Origin of the sequence: Treponema brennaborense DSM 12168, assembly GCF_000212415.1 — a bacterium.
Lineage (GTDB): Bacteria > Spirochaetota > Spirochaetia > Treponematales > Treponemataceae > Treponema_F > Treponema_F brennaborense.
In genome coordinates this window covers 2,553,268-2,569,611 of sequence record NC_015500.1, presented here as the reverse complement: position 1 = coordinate 2,569,611, position 16,344 = coordinate 2,553,268, and the positions used below count along the sequence as shown (strand labels likewise).

Annotated in this window: 16 protein-coding genes and 1 CRISPR repeat array (1 of these 17 only partly in view); of the genes, 5 read left to right on the top strand and 11 right to left on the bottom strand. The window is 54.2% G+C overall.

Going from position 1 to position 16,344, the window contains the following annotated elements:
• A CRISPR array of direct repeats spans positions 1-860; the repeat unit is 32 nt; unit sequence GTCGCTCCCTTCACGGGAGCGTGGATTGAAAC; it reaches 7,412 nt to the left of the window's first position.
• Positions 861-1,420: 560 nt separating this feature from the next.
• Positions 1,421-1,573 (top strand): hypothetical protein, encoded by a 153-nt coding sequence (locus tag TREBR_RS14355; RefSeq protein WP_156786664.1) that lies wholly within the window; start codon positions 1,421-1,423, stop codon positions 1,571-1,573.
• On the opposite strand, the gene TREBR_RS11205 is transcribed toward TREBR_RS14355, so the two are convergent.
• From TREBR_RS11205 to TREBR_RS11195, 3 genes are all read right to left on the bottom strand, one after another.
• Complete coding sequence (locus TREBR_RS11205; protein ID WP_013759287.1) at positions 1,552-2,349, bottom strand: ABC transporter permease; 798 nt, start codon at positions 2,347-2,349, stop codon at positions 1,552-1,554. The two genes, TREBR_RS14355 and TREBR_RS11205, sit on opposite strands and share 22 nt — an antisense overlap.
• Before the next feature lie 187 nt (positions 2,350-2,536).
• A complete protein-coding gene (locus tag TREBR_RS11200) occupies positions 2,537-3,388 on the bottom strand; it encodes an ABC transporter permease (RefSeq protein WP_013759286.1) in 852 nt (283 codons plus the stop codon).
• Entirely contained in the window at positions 3,385-4,422 is a 1,038-nt protein-coding gene (locus TREBR_RS11195) for an ABC transporter ATP-binding protein (protein ID WP_013759285.1), read from the bottom strand. The genes TREBR_RS11200 and TREBR_RS11195 overlap by 4 nt, the downstream gene beginning before the upstream one ends.
• Positions 4,423-4,650: 228 nt before the next feature.
• On the opposite strand from TREBR_RS11195, the gene TREBR_RS11190 reads away from it, so the two are divergent.
• Positions 4,651-5,466, top strand: coding sequence for a TatD family hydrolase (locus tag TREBR_RS11190; RefSeq protein ID WP_013759284.1), 816 nt, complete (start codon positions 4,651-4,653; stop codon positions 5,464-5,466).
• 1 nt (position 5,467) lies between these two features.
• Here TREBR_RS11190 and TREBR_RS11185 read toward each other — a convergent pair whose 3' ends face one another.
• The 4 genes from TREBR_RS11185 to TREBR_RS11170 all read right to left on the bottom strand — a co-directional run bounded on the left by TREBR_RS11185 (position 5,468) and on the right by TREBR_RS11170 (position 8,841).
• On the bottom strand, positions 5,468-5,917 hold the full coding sequence (locus TREBR_RS11185; RefSeq protein WP_013759283.1) for a NanQ anomerase/TabA/YiaL family protein: 450 nt from the start codon (positions 5,915-5,917) through the stop codon (positions 5,468-5,470).
• Between the two features lie 78 nt (positions 5,918-5,995).
• On the bottom strand, positions 5,996-7,279 hold the full coding sequence (locus TREBR_RS11180) for a TRAP transporter large permease (protein ID WP_013759282.1): 1,284 nt from the start codon (positions 7,277-7,279) through the stop codon (positions 5,996-5,998).
• Positions 7,276-7,749 (bottom strand): TRAP transporter small permease, encoded by a 474-nt coding sequence (locus TREBR_RS11175; protein ID WP_013759281.1) that lies wholly within the window; start codon positions 7,747-7,749, stop codon positions 7,276-7,278. The genes TREBR_RS11180 and TREBR_RS11175 overlap by 4 nt, the downstream gene beginning before the upstream one ends.
• Before the next feature lie 105 nt (positions 7,750-7,854).
• The gene (locus tag TREBR_RS11170) at positions 7,855-8,841 is read right to left on the bottom strand and encodes a sialic acid TRAP transporter substrate-binding protein SiaP (protein WP_013759280.1); all 987 of its coding nucleotides are present in this window, start codon (positions 8,839-8,841) and stop codon (positions 7,855-7,857) included.
• A gap of 192 nt (positions 8,842-9,033) precedes the next feature.
• Here TREBR_RS11170 and TREBR_RS11165 point away from each other — a divergent pair, with 192 nt between their 5' ends.
• The 3 genes from TREBR_RS11165 (at position 9,034) to TREBR_RS11155 (ending at position 12,334) form a co-directional block, all read left to right on the top strand.
• Complete coding sequence (locus TREBR_RS11165) at positions 9,034-9,684, top strand: lactate utilization protein (RefSeq protein WP_013759279.1); 651 nt, start codon at positions 9,034-9,036, stop codon at positions 9,682-9,684.
• Between the two features lie 213 nt (positions 9,685-9,897).
• Positions 9,898-10,815, top strand: coding sequence for a DMT family transporter (locus TREBR_RS11160; protein ID WP_013759278.1), 918 nt, complete (start codon positions 9,898-9,900; stop codon positions 10,813-10,815).
• A 142-nt stretch (positions 10,816-10,957) separates the two neighbouring features.
• On the top strand, positions 10,958-12,334 hold the full coding sequence (locus TREBR_RS11155) for an MATE family efflux transporter (protein WP_013759277.1): 1,377 nt from the start codon (positions 10,958-10,960) through the stop codon (positions 12,332-12,334).
• 86 nt (positions 12,335-12,420) lie between these two features.
• On the opposite strand, the gene TREBR_RS14665 is transcribed toward TREBR_RS11155, so the two are convergent.
• From TREBR_RS14665 to TREBR_RS11140, 4 genes are all read right to left on the bottom strand, one after another.
• A complete protein-coding gene (locus TREBR_RS14665) occupies positions 12,421-14,205 on the bottom strand; it encodes an NAD(P)/FAD-dependent oxidoreductase (protein ID WP_013759276.1) in 1,785 nt (594 codons plus the stop codon).
• Positions 14,206-14,480: 275 nt separating this feature from the next.
• Positions 14,481-14,966, bottom strand: coding sequence for an SDR family NAD(P)-dependent oxidoreductase (locus tag TREBR_RS14720; RefSeq protein ID WP_281054881.1), 486 nt, complete (start codon positions 14,964-14,966; stop codon positions 14,481-14,483).
• Complete coding sequence (locus TREBR_RS14715; protein WP_156786662.1) at positions 14,956-15,237, bottom strand: SDR family NAD(P)-dependent oxidoreductase; 282 nt, start codon at positions 15,235-15,237, stop codon at positions 14,956-14,958. Before TREBR_RS14715 ends, TREBR_RS14720 begins: the two co-directional genes overlap by 11 nt.
• A 359-nt stretch (positions 15,238-15,596) precedes the next feature.
• Positions 15,597-16,154 (bottom strand): DUF308 domain-containing protein, encoded by a 558-nt coding sequence (locus tag TREBR_RS11140; protein ID WP_013759275.1) that lies wholly within the window; start codon positions 16,152-16,154, stop codon positions 15,597-15,599.
• Positions 16,155-16,344 lie beyond the last annotated feature (190 nt).

Sequence of the window (16,344 nt, the reverse complement as noted above, 5' to 3'; positions counted from 1 at the left end):
GTGGATTGAAACATTCGTTTGCTCCTTTTCATAATTCCAACATCGCGGTCGCTCCCTTCACGGGAGCGTGGATTGAAACTCCGATTCGCTCGTTGCGCTCTGCAATAATTTTGGTCGCTCCCTTCACGGGAGCGTGGATTGAAACTTCGCTCTCTAACATACCGTGGAGAGCGCTCCCGTCGCTCCCTTCACGGGAGCGTGGATTGAAACTCTGGATTTTTGGCGCTTGCAGACGCCAGGTACCGGTCGCTCCCTTCACGGGAGCGTGGATTGAAACGCCGCGCTGTAACAGCATGAATGCCCGGAGAAAGTCGCTCCCTTCACGGGAGCGTGGATTGAAACGCTTGTTGTGTAAAGGGGAATTTAAACCCGTGTGTCGCTCCCTTCACGGGAGCATGGATTGAAACTGCCAAGTCTCCCAATCAGGACAACCCCACAGGGTCGCTCCCTTCACGGGAGCGTGGATTGAAACGTAACATTCAACCAGTGGCACGGATTCCGTGCGTCGCTCCCTTCACGGGAGCGTGGATTGAAACTCCACAGATTGAGGGAGAGAGAAAACGGATTAGTCGCTCCCTTCACGGGAGCGTGGATTGAAACGTGACAATGGAAGTATTAATCTTTCCGGCAACACGTCGCTCCCTTCACGGGAGCGTGGATTGAAACGTTACGAGGATTGAAGGGAATTCACATTGCAAGGTCGCTCCCTTCACGGGAGCGTGGATTGAAACTTCTGATTCGCTTGAAAAAAGCGCCTTACTTAGTCGCTCCCTTCACGGGAGCGTGGATTGAAACGGCATGGCTTACCATCTCGGACAGCTATGCCGTGTCGCTCCCTTCACGGGAGCATGAGGTGAAGCGTGTTTATCAGTGTCGGCCGGTGGGGCATACGTTTCGTGTGTGGTTTCCGGTGGCTGTATCGATACGTATTGTGTGCTCGGATTGTCCGTGGGCTGGAATCGGTTGGGCGCCGTACTGTAGGTACCGTTCGGGGAGCGGCGCCGTGTAAAGGGAGTTCTTTTCTGTCGGCGTTTCTGCTTGCGGCGGCGGTGTCGTGGGTTACGTGCAGTCGGGCGCCGGTTTCGGTTTACCGGCTGTTTTTTTCTTCCGCGCGTCGCAGGGGGAGCCGGAGGAAAAGGCGGCCGGAGGCGGATGGGGAAGGGCGTCGGGTGCGGTGCGGTTGCGGAGAGGAGGCTGAAGGGAGGGCTGTTTGCGGGAGAAGCCGGGCGGCTTTACCGGAGGCGCGGGGGATGGAGCGAAAACGGCGAGCCGGTTGAGCGGTCCCCCGGCAAAAAAGGGGCGGAGAAGGGGAATACGGATTTTGATCGGTTCGGTCCGTTGTATCCGTTTTATGAAAGCTTGACAGCTGCGGTGCGCCGTGTTACGATACGGCGTTTTGAGGTGTTTTGAGGCGTTTTGCGTGGATACCACGGACAGGATGTACGGAAGGCGCGTCTATTTTTGTACGGACGAAGTGCTCGCGAAGGAGCCGCTGCGCTGTTTGACGCAAGTGCGGCGGCCGGTTCGTGCCGGTTCCGCCGCGGAACAGCGTCAGCTGCCGGCGCTTTCGTAGTGGGCGAGTCCGCGTTTCCAGAAGAGGTACCCGCCGGTACAGAAAACGGCGGCGGTGAGGACGGGCATGAGGACGCCTGATGCGAACGTTCCTTTGCCCAGCAGGTATGCGGCGGGATAGTACGAGGTCATGGCGAAGGGGACGACGAACGTGAGAACGAATCGGATACTTTTCGAGTATATCGTAACCGGATAATAGCAGAATTCGTTGAAATTGTAGGCGGTGTACAAGTAACTTTGCGAACGTTTGAGCCAAAACGCGCAGCTGGTGAAAATGAGTTTAATAGCCGTAATGATAAGGGCGCCCGCCGGTACGGTAATGGCGAGGACTGCGAACGACAGGGGCGTCGGGCTAAGTTGGAGTTTGACTGCGGCGTAGACGGTCAGTATGACGCCGACCAGAAATTCGCCCAGTCCGTCGGGCTGAAAGCGTTCCGCAATCGCCTGAAACAGCGGGTTGAGCGGCCGCACGAGGTATCGGTCCATTTCTCCTTTGGCGATCATCCAGCCGGATAGGAGCCACAGATTGTCGGTGAACACGTGGTCGAGTCCGCGCGGAATTTGGGCGAAGCCGTAAATGAACAGGACTTCGTAAAAGCTCCAGCCGGAAAGGGCGGGGATCGAATCGAATACGAGCGAAATGAAGACGACGCCGCATATTTGCAGAAAGAAAAAACCGGCGAGTCCCATGAAAAAATCGAGTCGGTATTCCATGAGCGATTTTATGAATTGTCCGGCGAATTTCGGATACAGTTTGATATAGCGTTTTAATCCCATAGGATCCTCCTGATATATCGGCACGCCGTGCATCGACGTGTCGGTTTTCGGTTGCGGTGATTCGCATCCGATTTTAGCCTCGGTTTGCTGAGTGCGCGGCGGTTTGCCGAGTGCGCGGCGGTTTGCCGAGCGCGCGGCGGTTTGCTGAGTGCGCGGCGGTTTGCCGAGTGCGCGGCGGTTTGTACGGTCAGCCGCCTTGTACGGTCAGTCGGCGCGTTACTTTGTTCCACAGCAGATTGCCGGCAACCGTAAAGACGCCGAGCCACGCTAGCTGTACGCCGAATAGGCCGAGCGCGCCCGGTCCGTCGACTTTTCCCAAAAAGAGTGAAATGGGCGTTGCAACCCACGAGGCGAACGGCAGCCACGAAAGAACGGTTTGCGCCCGGTCTGGAAAAAAGGCGAGCGGAATGAGCGCGCCGGAACACAGCTGCGCGACGGCTTTGTTTATTTGCCACAATCCCCACATGTTCGTGGTGACGAAGCCGAGCAGGCTGAAAATGAAGTTGTACGACATGCGCAGCACGACGGAAAGCGCGAGCGAGGCAAAAAACAACGGAAGAGTGCGGACGCTCAATTCTCCGGGCACACCGTACGAGGCGGTGATGGCGTATGCGGCGATCATTCCGGGAACGCCGCTCATGAGCAGACAGTACAGCGTGTCGCCCAGCGATGTAAAATAGATGCGCAGTCTGAACGAGATCGGTTTTATGAGCGACAGTGCGATTTGGCCGCTTCTTATCTCGTCTGACATGTCGGAACCGACGCTGCCGCTGATTTCGCCGACGACGGTCGTCAGAATGACGTAAACGGCCATTTGGGCGAACGTGAAGCCGTGCAGTTCGGTTCGGCCGCTTGAGGCGAATACGGCTTTCCACAAGAAAAAGAACACGAAGATGCGTACTACGTTTCCGATGATGAAAAAAAGTACGTTCGTGCGGTACGATAGCAGCGTTTGAATCGCGTTCCGCGTGAAAGGCAGATAAGTTCCGAGTTTTTTCAGCGGATGCACGGTCGCCGCCGGTTTTAAAACGGGGTTCATACGGCGCTTCCTTTGCGGACGACGGTTTCCGCGCGGTAAATCTTCTTGACGATTTCTTCGATTCCCGTTTCTTCTACCGAAAAATCTTCCACCTGAAACGAAGCGAACAGCAGTTGCATAATCTCCGACGTGCGGCACACGAACTTATTGCAGGTAATGACGAACGCGTCTTCCGTTTTTTCCACGCGGAATTCGTCGGTGTGACGGTGCGAATCGAAAACGGCGGCTACCCGGTCCTCCGGTATGTTCTGAAAATCTTTCAGGCGGACGGTGATGTGCATCAAGTATCCGTAGGAATGTTTCAGTTCCTGCAGCGATCCGTCGTACACGGCTGCGCCTTGATCGATAACGATGATACGGTTACACAACGCTTCTATGTCGCGCAGGTCGTGCGTGGTTAAAATGATGGTCGTGCCGTACCGTTCGTTTATGAGCCGAATCGCTTCGCGGACTTTTTCCTTAACGATAACGTCGAGACCGATCGTCGGTTCGTCCAGAAACAGTACGGGCGGATTGTGCAGCAGCGCGGCGGCAAGATCCGCTTTCATGCGTTGTCCGAGCGAGAGCGTCCGTACCGGCTGCATGATGAACTCGTCCAATCCCAGTACGCCGTTCAGAAAGGCGAATCGTTCTGCGTATTCGTCATGCGGCACGTCGTAGATGTCGCGCAGCAGCGTAAACGTTTCGTTGAGCGGCAAATCCCACCATAATTGGGTGCGCTGACCGAAAACGACGCCGATGTTTCGTGCGTTTTTGCGTCGCTGTTCGTACGGAATCATACCGTTGACTCGGATGGTTCCGTGCGTCGGCGTCAGAATGCCTGTCATCATTTTTATGGTAGTCGATTTGCCCGCACCGTTCGCGCCCAGATAGCCGACGATATCGCCTGCAGCGATCGTAAAACTGATGTCGTTAACGGCGGTTTTGATCGTATATTCTTTTGTGAACAGTCCCTTGAGAGCGCCGGCGAAACCGGGAAATTTTTTCGGTGATTTGAATGTTTTTGATACGTGGGAAACGACGATTGCGTCCATATGTTCTCCTAGTAATACTTCACGAGAACGAAACGCCGCGTTGTAAGCCGGCCCGTTCTGCGTAATGAGGAAAAAAATGTCAGCAATTCATCGTTAAAAACATACCCGAAAGGCGGCGGCAGTGTCAAGAGACGCGCCGAGGTGTGCGTCCGCGTTTTTCGGAAACTCGCCGCTTGTGCCGGGTACCGGTGACTTGTGCCGGTGCGGCGGACGGGGTATACTGCCGTCATGTATGCAGTAGATTTTCACTCGCATCCGGATTGGTATCCGGAGAGCCGCCGCGCGGCAGTCGTCAATCAGATCAACGAGCGGCGCATCGTAACGGTCGCCGCTTCCGTCGATGCGGATTCGTATCGGTCGGTGCGCGCGCTTGCCGCACTGTCGCCGTATATCGTGCCGACGTTCGGCGTACATCCCGAACGGGCGGCGCGCGTGTTCGCGGCGGTGAACGGTGAACTTACGGCGCTCGATCCGTTTTTGGAACAGTCTGCTCTGATCGGTGAAATCGGTCTGGATTATTATTGGGCGAACGAGGTGCCGCACGACGTGCAGGAAAAAGTTTTTATCCATATATTGCAGCACTGTCACGTACGGAAAAAAGTGTGCGTGATCCATACAAAAGGCGCCGAGCGGCGTGTCGCCGACATTTTGGCGGATTTTCCCGGCGCGCTGCCGGTGATTCATTGGTATTCGGGGCCGGAGCGCGTGTATGCGGACTGTATGGATCGCGGATACGCCGCGACGTTCGGCTGCGGACTGCGGTATTCGCCGCACGAGCGGGAACTGCTTGCGCATACGCCGCGCGAATCGATTCTTGCGGAAACCGACAATCCGGTGGGCGAGCCGTGGCTGTGCGGGCAGAACGGAGCGGCCGCGGCGGGAATCGGCTGCGACGATACTCCCGCGCTCATATTCCGGGTTCTGCGCGATATTGCGTCGGTGCTCGGTTCGGACGAAGCGGCCGCGACGCGCTTGGTATACGAAAACGCGCGGCGGCTGTACGCGCTTGCCGCACGCCCGCCGTATTGCGCGCCGCTTGAGTGATTTACATCGTCAATTTGAAAACGGCTTTTTTAACGGTCGTCGCGTTGCCGGCGGCAAGCCCGGGGGCGTGCGGTTCGCCGGGTAAAAATACGGCAAAGTATCCGGGAACGGCGGTAAAACTGACGCAGCCGGTGCCTTCGGCCATCGCCGCGTCCGCTCCTTCGTCGTACGGTCCGGCTTGGTCGGAAAGACTGCGCGGCGCGCCTTCCATCCGTTCGGTTCCGCTCAGCATGATCTGTACGTCGGCTTCTTTGCGGTGGATTTCAAACGCTTTGCTTCCGGGGCAGGTTTCATACTGCGCGATATTATACCGGCAGCCGGGAACGTCGGTTCGGTAAGAGCCGGGTGCTTTTTCATGCAGCGCTTCGGCACCCAGAATCTGCCGTACCGCTTTCAACGCCGGTATGAACGTTTCATACCGTGCAAGATTGTCAAGTGAATCGAAAATCATCGTATACTCCAATAAAAAAATTACCGTTGAAGCACCCGGTGTGTTTGCAGCCGGGCGCTTCGTTTATTTTCGTCCCGCTCAGCCGCCGAGCAGCGTCGGCAGCAGGAGCGTGATTTGCGGAAAAATCGAAAGCAGCACGAGCGTTATCAGCAGCGGAATCAGAAACGGTACCACGCCTTTCATGAGCGTTTTAAACGGCATGTTTCCCACCCGCGACACGACGAACAGCGCCGTTCCCATCGGCGGCGTCAGAATACCGATCATCAAATTGAATATGACGACGACGCCGAAGTGTATCGGATTTATACCGGCGGCGACTACGGTGGGCAGCAGTATCGGTATCAGTATGATCAGCAGCGGCAGCGCGTCGATGACGGTTCCCAAGAACAGCAGCAGAACGTTTATCATCAGCATGAGCGTTATCGGATTCGATACGAAGTTCATGAAAAATTCGGCGACGTGCAGCGGCATCTGTTCGCGGGCAATAATCCAGCCGAACAGCGTAACGCCCAAAATCATCATGACGATGGTTCCGGTCGTTTTGACGCTTTCAAGTACGATTTCAAAGAATTTTTTCAGGGTGAGTTCTTTGTATACGAAAAATCCCAGTACCGTCGTATACGCGGCCGCCACGACGGCGGCTTCGGTCGGCGTAAAGATACCGGAAAATATGCCGACCAGAATAATGACCGGCGTCAGCAGCGCCCAAACGGAATTTTTGAAACTGTGCCACCGTTCCACTGCGGTACATTTCTGTTCGGCCGGATAATTGCGTTTGTGCGCAAGAATCGAACACATCAGCATGAGCATTCCGGTCGTCAGCAGTCCCGGAAGAAATCCCGCCATGAACAGTTTTTCAACGGATTGATTGGCAACGACGGCGTAAATGATGAGCGGCGTTGACGGCGGAATGAGCGGTCCGATGATACAGCTGGCCGCGGTGATGCCTCCGGCAAATCCGTCGTCGTATCCGGCGTCCCGCATGCTTTTGATTTCAAGCTGTCCCAGTCCGCCCGCGTCCGCGAGCGCCGAGCCGCTCATTCCCGAAAAAATCAGCGACGCCATCACGTTTACGTGGGCGAGTCCGCCTTTACGGTGTCCGATCATGGAACGTGCGAAACTGAATATCCGGTTCGTAACGCCGCCGCCGTTCATCAGATTTCCGGCAAGAACGAAAAACGGTACGGCGAGGAGCGTAAAATTGTTGATGCCCGCAAGCATTTCCTTGAACGCGAACGGCAGCAGCATCAGATTGCCGGTTGCCGCAAAGAATACCAATGAAACGATTATCAGCGAATAGCCGATGTGTACGCCGAGGAATATCAGGATAAACCATAACAGAAACGTGAACAGCATGATCATATGCGGACGACCTCTTTTTTACGGATAATATTGATTATCTGGGCAACGAGTTCTATCGCCATGAGTACGCCGAGCACAATCAGCGCGGCGTTCAATATGCCGACGGAAAGGTGCAGCGTTACCAGCATGTCTTTGGGTCCGGTTCTTCGGACAATACCGATACCGAGGATCGCGATCCATATGAAAACGCCCGCCATTACGGCGTTAATGGCGAATTCGACTGCGAGCCGGAATTTGTGTGTGACTGCGGATAGCAGTGCGTCGATGCGCACGTGGATATTGTCGCGCTGCGCCAGATGGCAGCTGATGACGCCCAGATAGACGAACAGCAGCCGTGAAAGTTCGTCGCACCAGGGAGCGGGCGTTCCGAGAATTTTACGGGTAAATATCTGCCATAAAAGGATTGCGAGGATGACCAAAAAGAGTGCGACGGAAAGCGCCCGCTCGAAAGATTCCAATTTCTTTATCATGTGTGTTCCTGTTGAGTAAAAATGATTTCCGGCCGTTCCGGTCGGGTCGCTTTTGCCGCGTACCCGCCGTAACTGGAACCGGAACCGGCCGGATGACGGGGCGAGCTATCTGGACGCGTTGATTGCGTTTACGGCCGCACTGCCGTATTTGGCCGTGTATTCGTCGTACATCGGTTGGCAGGCTGCGCGGAACGGCGCTTTATCGGGTGCGGTGACGGTCATGCCGTTCGCTTTAAATACTTCGATCAGACGGCTTTCGTCCGCCGTGAATAATTCGGTCTGATACGCGGCCGCCCGTTTTGCCGCTTCCGTAACGGCTTCTTTTTGATGGTCGCTCAGTTTTTTGTAAATGATTTCGCTCATCACGATGTTGTTGTCGTTCAGAATATGGCCGGTAAGCGCGCAATATTTTTGAACTTCGTAAAATTTCTGCACGTCAATGGTTGAAAGCGGATTTTCCTGACCGTCGACGGCGTTCGTTTTGAGCGCGAGGTATACTTCGGCAAACGCCATCGGCGTGGGAGCCGCGCCTGCGTATTTGGCAAAGTTCAGGTTGGCCGCCGCGTTCGGAACGCGCAGTTTCATGCCTTTCATATCGGCAATCGAATTGATGGGCCGGTTGGACGTGGTTTGGCGCGTACCGTTGTATCCGGTGGCGAGGATACGCCAGCCTTTTTCAAGAAATTTCGCATGAAGCGATTTTCCGTAGTCCGAAGCGAGCGTCCGCTCCAGATGAGCAAAGTCGTTGAACGCAAACGGATAGCTGAAAATCTCGGCTTCTTCAATCCACAAGCCGAATCGGCCCGTTTCCGCGTATACCAAGTCGAGCGCGCCCGCGGCGACCTGTTCGAGCATGGACCGGTCGTCGCCCAATTGTCCGCCGGCAAAGATTTGAACGTTGACGGTCCCGCCGGAAAGAGCCTTCGCTTCTTCGGCGAATTTTTGGGCGGCCTCGTATTCTTTTGAGGATGTGTTGGCCTGAAAACCGAGTTTCAGCGTTACTGTTTTTTCCGTTCCGGCTTCTTTTCCGCCGGCGGCGAACAGTATTCCCGCCGCGCATAGTGCGGAAGCGATTGCGAGTATTTTTTTCATAATTCCTCCTTAAATCTGTCGAGGGTGGCGTATCCGGATTGCGACCCGTCTAACTTGTATACTAGTTTACTGACATTATTACCCTGAATTTTCCTTTTGTCAACTTTTTTTTATATTCGCGTTTTTTGCGGGGAGTTGCAATACCTGTGAAAAGCGTTTATGATACATATTTCCGATATGTTTGGAGGGAATATGGCTGAAATGAGTCCCGCTCTGCGGAAACTGTATGATTTATCGGGGCCGTTGGTGGTGCAAGCGCTCCGGAAGCGGCATTTCGACGCATATTACTGCAATACGGCGCAGGATGCGCGCCGAATCGTGCCGGATCTGATACCCCGGTCTCATTCCGTTTCGTGGGGTGGTTCGGAAACGATCAGAACGCTGGGGATTCCCGCTCTGCTGAAGGAAAACGGCTACACGCTCATTGACCGTGACAGTGCGGCTTCTCCGGAAGAACGGGCGGCGCTGATGCGGCAGGGTTTTTCCTGCGGAACTTTTCTGATGAGCAGCAACGCCGTTACGGAAGACGGGCAGCTTTTCAATATCGACGGTACGGGAAACCGGCTCGCGGCGCTGCTGTTCGGTCCCGAAAGCGTCGTCGTGATTGCGGGTATGAACAAAGTGGTCAAGACGCTCGACGACGCGGTGAGTCGGGTGCGTAATTACGCGTCGCCGCTCAATATGCAGCGGTTTTCCGGACTGAAAACGCCGTGCGCAAAAACGGGACAGTGCGCCGACTGCGTGTCGACGGACTGCATCTGCGCATATATGGTTACGACGCGGATCAGCCGTCCGGCGGGAAAGATAAAAGTCGTTCTGGTGGGCGAGCCGCTCGGTTTTTGATTCGTGCGGAGGGGTTTATATCCCGGCGTTTGCGCCGAAATAAAGGATATAAAACCTGACTGCGATACCTTGTGAGAACAACCGGCCTTAGCGAGGTCGGTTGATTCGTGCGGAGGGGGATATACCCCGACTGCGATACCTTGTGAGAACAACATATATATTTGCCTGCGCCGCGGTACGTTTATTCGTGCGGCGGCGATTTTAGGAAATGAAATGAATGACAAAACGGTTTCCGCATTTGCTTCTGCGGGTATGCTTTTTACGGCGGCCATTTGGGGTTTCGCGTTCGTCGTCGTCAAAGATTCGCTCGATACGGTGCCTCCCATATACATGCTTGCGTTCCGGTTTACGATCGCCGCGGCGGCGCTCGCGCTTATTTTTCACAGAAAATTGGTGCTGCTGGACGCGGCGTATTTGGCGCACGGCGCGCTGCTGGGATTTTTCCTGTTTACGGCGTATGCCTTTCAGACCGTCGGCTGTATGTATACGACTGCCGGGAAAAACGCGTTTCTGACGACGATTTACGTGGTGCTCGTACCGCTGATCGGCTGGGTGCTAACCAAGCGCCGCCCCGACGCGTACGTGTTCGCCGCCGCGGTACTTGCGGTGACGGGAATCGGTTTGCTGTCTTTGCAGGATGATTTTTCGGTCAATAAGGGCGACGTGCTCACGCTGATTTGCGGCGTCGGGTACGCGGTTCACATCATTTTCATTGCCCGATACAACGCGACGCAGGACGCCGTGCTGCTGACGGTGCTGCAGTTGTTCTTTGCCGCCGTTTTCTCGTGGATGCTGGCGCCGCTTATGGACGGCGGGTTTCCCGCGGCGGCCTTGCGGAACGGAAAAACCGTCGCCTCGATGCTATATTTGGGCGTTTTCAGCACGATGATCGCGTTTCTGCTTCAGAACGTGTGCCAAAAATATACGCTGCCGTCGGTTGCGGCACTGTTTTTGTCCATGGAATCGGTGTTCGGCGTGTTTTTTTCATGCGTTTTTTTGGGCGAAGTGCTGACCGGCCGCATGGTCTCGGGATGCGTTCTGCTTTTTACGGCGATCATTCTTGCCGAAACGAAGTTTTCGTTTATCGCGAACCCGCTGCGCCGCTTGGTGCACCGCTTGTTTCGCCGCTGACGGCAGCGGATTTCCGCGGGGCGGCGCGCAGCGCGGACCGTTCGGTTCTAACGCGGCGTCGTGTTTTATCCAAAAGAGTGCTGTAAAGTCCATTGACTTTCCGCCGGTAAACTGTAATGCTTCCCGCACGAGGATGACGATTATGGATAGTCCGGTTTCCGTTTTAGGACAGAAGCGCCTTTTTTCAAATAGGGATTTGTGGCGGCTGATCTGGCCGCTGATGATAGAACAGTTTCTTGCGATTACGCTCGGTATGGCCGACATTATCATGGTCGGTTCGCTCGGTGAAGCTGCCGTTTCCGGTGTTTCACTCGTCGATAATATCCAGATTCTCATCGTTAACATTTTTGCCGCGCTCGCAACCGGCGGTGCGGTCGTCTGCGCGCAGTATATCGGAAGCCGGCAGGATGAAATGGTTTCAAAAACGGCCAAGCAGCTCATTTATGCGGTAGTTCTGGTTGCCGTCGTTACCATGACGGTGTGTCTGCTGACGCGCCGTCCACTGCTTTCGCTTATTTTCGGCCGGATTGATGCGGACGTTATGGACAACGCGCAGACATATTTTATGCTCATGATGTTCGGGCTGCCGTCGATCGCTTTGTACAACGGCTGCGCGGCGCTGTTTCGCGCGCAGGGGAATTCGCGGATTTCGATGTATATCGCCGCACTGGTAAACGTGATCAATATCGGCGGAAACGCGTTTTTCATTTACGGTTTGCATTGGGGAGTCGCGGGGGTTGCCGTGCCGACGCTTGCGGCCCGTACGGTTGCCGCCGGCGTGCTGCTGTTTCTGCTGTATCGGAATAAACCGTATAAAGGCGCGCCGGCTATCAATATCAAAGGCATTTTGGCCGTCAAGCCCGATTTCCGCATCATAAAACATATTCTGGCGATCGGTATTCCGAACGGTCTTGAAAACAGCATGTTTCAAGTCGGCAAAATCTTGGTTATTACGCTGATCGCAACGTTCGGGACGGGTGCCATAGCGGCGAACGCGGCCGCGAACACTATCGCTTCGTTTGAAGTGCTGCCTGCCGCCGCGATCGGATTGGCGATGCTGACCGTCGTCGGTCAGTGTATCGGCGCGGGGCGCCTTGAAGAAGCGAAGTATTTTACCCGGAAGCTGACCGGCATGGGGTACGCGGGAATGCTGATTCTGAACGTTCCGCTGCTGTTTTTTGCCCGCCGTATCATTTCCGTATACGGGCTTTCAGCCGATACGACCGATTTGGCGTGGAAAATGCTCATGTGCCACGGTATTTGCGGAATGCTGGTGTGGCCGCTTTCGTTCACGCTGCCGAACGCCCTGCGCGCGTCCAACGACGCCAAGTTTACGATGGTGGTGTCGCTGCTTTCGATGTGGTTTATCCGCGTCGGCTTGAGTTACGTGTTCGCCTGGTACACGGGGCTGGGCGCGCTGTGCAGCTGGGTCGCCATGGTCATAGACTGGGTCGCCCGTTCCGGTGCGTTCGTCGTCCGGTTCCGGCGCGGCAAATGGCAGCATAAAACGCTGATCTGAGGTTCGCAAGCCGGCGCCGCGTTGCCGAAACGGCGTTTATGGGCGCTTTTTTGCGCACCCGAACGCCGCGTTGTTTACGGGCGCGTTCAGACGCCGGCGAACCGGCGGATGATAGCTTCCGCCGCCTTTTCTCCGTCCATTGCCGACGACACGATGCCGCCCGCGTAGCCCGAACCTTCTCCGGCAGGGTACAATCCGCAAAGTACGGTACATTCCATCGTTTCCCGATCGCGCAGAATGCGTACGGGGGTGGACGTTCGCGTTTCGGGAGCTATCAAAACGGCTTCATCCGTGATGAATCCCGGCATTTTCCGCCCGAATTCCTTGAATCCTTCTTTTAAACGTGTACCGATGTGTTCCGGTAGCCACAAATCAAGTCGCGACGGAACGATTCCCGGCGTATACGACGTCTCCGGCAGCGATTGCGACGCGCGTCCGGCAAGAAAGTCGGTAAGCCGCTGAGCGGGCGCTGCCTGTCCGTCGCCGTGCTGCTTGGCGAGCCGCTCCAATTGCGTACGGAAGCGCAGTCCCGAAAGTGCGTCGGCACGCTGCGGCTGTTCAGCCTCGTTTCCGTATTCGGGCGGGATGTCTTCGGGCCTGATTTCTACGACGATCGCCGCGTTCGACCAGCGTGCGGCTCTGCTCGACGGCGACATTCCGTTGACGACGAGTCCCTCGTTGTCGCTCGCCGACGGAACGACGAGTCCGCCGGGGCACATGCAGAACGAATAGACGCCTCTGACCGGATTCCCTTTGCCGGGGCCGGCGATTTGCGCCGTAAGCCGGTATTCGGCGGCGGGGAGCGATTCGGTACGTTCCCGTCCGTGATATTGGATGTGATCTACGAGTTTTCGCGGATGTTCCACGCGAACTCCGGCGGCGAACGTTTTCGCTTCAAGTGCTTCGGGTGCGGTACGGGCGAGCAGTTCGTATACGTCGCAGGCCGAATGTCCGGTTGCCAGTAGCACCGCGTCGGCGTTCAGCGTCCGGTCGGCTTCGGTGGACGGCTGTGCTGCGTGAACCGGCTGTGCTTCGGTGGACGGCTGTGCTGCGTGAACCGGCTGTGCTGCGTGAACCGGCTGTGCCTCGGCGGACGGCTGTAGTGAGCCGTGAACCTGAGTTTCGCCGTCTTTCGTCGAACGGACGGTAACGCCGGTAACGCGCGGCGGCGTTTCGTCAGCGGCGCTTTGCGTAATGAAGCCGGTGCATTTCGTGTCGAAATAAAACGTTCCGCCGAGTTCTTCTATCTTTGCGGTCATGTTGCCGATAATGTGCGGCAGTTTGTCGGTGCCGATATGCGGATGCGCGTCGGTCAGAATATCGGCCGGCGCGCCGAAGTGGTTGAATATCCGATAAATTTTTGCCGGATCGCCGCGTTTGACCGAGCGGGTGTAGAGTTTCCCGTCGGAAAACGTTCCCGCCCCGCCTTCTCCGAAGCAATAATTCGAGTCGGCGTTCACTTCGTGTTTCGTGCTGATAGCGGCGATGTCGCGCTTGCGTTCTCCGGTTCTGCTTCCGCGTTCGACGATGATCGGTTTTACGCCGTTTTCAAGCAGTCTGAGCGCGGCGAACAGTCCCGCCGGCCCCGCGCCGATAATCAGCACGCTGCGTCCGGGAAGTGCTTGCCGGTATTCGGGTAACGGTGCAATCGTGTCCGCTCCCGCTGAGAACGGTTCGTCGGGGGCGGTGTAAACGGTGTAACGCAAATGGTATTTTGCTTTTCCGTGGCGCGCGTCGAGCGATTTTTTTTTGAATACGAGCGCGGTGATGTCCTGCGTTCGGCAGTTGAGTTCACGCGCGGCGTACTGCGTAACGTATGCTTCGTCCGTCCGCTCGGAAGCGGCGACGGTAACGGTAATGTCTTGTATCATGCGCAGAGTATACCGTTTTTAGCCGCCCCTGAACAGGGCGCAGCGGTTCGTTACCGAATGATGATATAGATATCAATTCCGGAATTAAACAGAAAAAGTGCCACATCGTATTTTTTTACAATATACGGAAAAAATGAATACGGTAACGTCATTATAAAATGCTTCATTGCCGTACTGATTGATATATTTTATCCAACGGGCGGTATCTGCCGTTTTCAAGTTTAAAAAGTTTGATGGAAACATCAATAATAGTGCATTTCTAAAACGGTTAAAACTTATTTTATCGTTTCACCGCCATCCGCAACAATAACGGAACCCGTTATAAATGAAGCATCATCAGAACATAAAAATAAGGCGACTCTTGCAATTTCCTCGGGCTTTGCCATTCTTTCCAATAAATTGGCATCAGAAAATCTTGAAAAATCTCTATTTGTAAAAAGATCTGTTTCCGTAAGTCCCGGACATAAAGCATTTACTCTTACATCCGGTGCGTAATTTTTAGCTAGATATTTCGTAAACTGAATTGCCGCGGCTTTTGAAGTAGCGTACATATAGCTTCTTTTCCCCTTTATATAACTGTGCAATCCGTTTATTGATGTATTATTAAGAATTACACCCTGATTTTTAATCAGTAAAGGCATAAATGTCTGACATAGATGAAGTATTGATTTGAGGTTTGTTTCATAAGTAATATCCCAATCTTCATCAGTTATTTCTTCAAGAGCCCCCGTTTTTAAACAACCTGCATTATTAAATAAAATATCTATACCCCCCCCCCTCGTGCGGTTCGTTTATTTTTTTATATAAAGATAAAATGGATTTTTTATTTGTAACGTCGCATTCAAAAAATTTAGCCGAATTTGGATAGCTGGAATTAATATTTTGTTCAATATTTACGCCTTCTCTATTTATAGGTTTTCTGGCGACACAGATTACTTTTGCACCTTCTGAGGCGAATAACATTGCAGTCGCCGCACCTATTCCGGACGATGCTCCTGTTATCAAAGCTGTTTTTCCCGTTAGTTTATACAATTAGTACACCTCTCTCGTTTATGAATCTTTATCTATCCGGGCTCAAAGACCTTGCCGCGGTTTTGCATGATATTATTTTACTACATAATTCTAAATTGGGAAAGAAGTTTTTTTTAGTGGCAAAAAAATACGATGTAGCTTTTATCAAGCGAAGATTAGTCCGTATTTGGCTAACAAAATACTCCGGCAGATATCGGGAGCTTCGGTAAGCTGACCATATAGCGCACGTGTTTTATTGGTAATTACGTACGGCGGCTGCGTATAATTGTGATAGTATCAAATGACACTATCACCGCGTTGGTTATTCTCTGCCGTTGGTGCGCTTTGATGCGCTGCCTGCAAACTCCGCCCGCTGCCTTTTATTCGGCGTTTTCCACGCTGTCGGGATTGATAACGTAGTTCCGGTTCTTCCACTCCCAGAAAATGACGCCGATACCTGTCAGAATGAGCAGCACGCCGCAGATACGGATAAGCGTCGTACCGAGCGTCGACGGGCTGATGATGAACAGGACGATTGCCAAAATGACGGACACCACGATTTCACTGTAATACGGTTTGACCGGAATACCGGCGGCTTTCATTTTCAGTGCTGCATAGATTTCGATTCCTGCGGAAACGAGCAGATAGACGGCGAGCGTGTACGTCATAACCGTCCAAACGAATCCGGCGATGGCGAGCGGCAGTATGATTGCCAGCAGTCCGACGATGATGCTGAGAATGCCCCGAATGATGATCGCGTTCCGGTAATACGGATCGTCGATGATCGACCTCAAATAAAACAGGTTGAATACGCCATTCAAAATGGCAGCGGATCCCAAAATGATGACCATAACCGCTATCCATGAATTCGGGGAAAGCAGCATCAGCAGTCCTATGACGATCGTAAGTATTCCCAATCCGATATACGTTTTCCTCATACGTGCCTCCGGTTTTTCGTACGGGCTGAAACGACCGGAGAGCGATTCCGCATCAGAATTGCGGGTATTCGCGCCGCGCCGCTACAGCCTCAGATTCTTCTATGATTATAGTATATAACTGCGGCCGGTAAAAAGCAATGCGGAAACGCGGAATGACCGCAAAACGCGAACCGGCCGCAAAACGCAGCGG

Coding starts and splice junctions, on each gene's coding strand:
- TREBR_RS11155 (WP_013759277.1), top strand. CDS start 10,958: ATGGATAGTCCGGTTTCCGTTTTAGGACAGAAGCGCCTTTTTTCAAAT.
- TREBR_RS11180 (WP_013759282.1), bottom strand. CDS start 7,279: ATGATCATGCTGTTCACGTTTCTGTTATGGTTTATCCTGATATTCCTC.
- TREBR_RS11165 (WP_013759279.1), top strand. CDS start 9,034: ATGGCTGAAATGAGTCCCGCTCTGCGGAAACTGTATGATTTATCGGGG.
- TREBR_RS11160 (WP_013759278.1), top strand. CDS start 9,898: ATGAATGACAAAACGGTTTCCGCATTTGCTTCTGCGGGTATGCTTTTT.
- TREBR_RS11185 (WP_013759283.1), bottom strand. CDS start 5,917: ATGATTTTCGATTCACTTGACAATCTTGCACGGTATGAAACGTTCATA.
- TREBR_RS11140 (WP_013759275.1), bottom strand. CDS start 16,154: ATGAGGAAAACGTATATCGGATTGGGAATACTTACGATCGTCATAGGA.
- TREBR_RS11175 (WP_013759281.1), bottom strand. CDS start 7,749: ATGATAAAGAAATTGGAATCTTTCGAGCGGGCGCTTTCCGTCGCACTC.
- TREBR_RS11195 (WP_013759285.1), bottom strand. CDS start 4,422: ATGGACGCAATCGTCGTTTCCCACGTATCAAAAACATTCAAATCACCG.
- TREBR_RS11190 (WP_013759284.1), top strand. CDS start 4,651: ATGTATGCAGTAGATTTTCACTCGCATCCGGATTGGTATCCGGAGAGC.
- TREBR_RS11200 (WP_013759286.1), bottom strand. CDS start 3,388: ATGAACCCCGTTTTAAAACCGGCGGCGACCGTGCATCCGCTGAAAAAA.
- TREBR_RS11170 (WP_013759280.1), bottom strand. CDS start 8,841: ATGAAAAAAATACTCGCAATCGCTTCCGCACTATGCGCGGCGGGAATA.
- TREBR_RS11205 (WP_013759287.1), bottom strand. CDS start 2,349: ATGGGATTAAAACGCTATATCAAACTGTATCCGAAATTCGCCGGACAA.
- TREBR_RS14665 (WP_013759276.1), bottom strand. CDS start 14,205: ATGATACAAGACATTACCGTTACCGTCGCCGCTTCCGAGCGGACGGAC.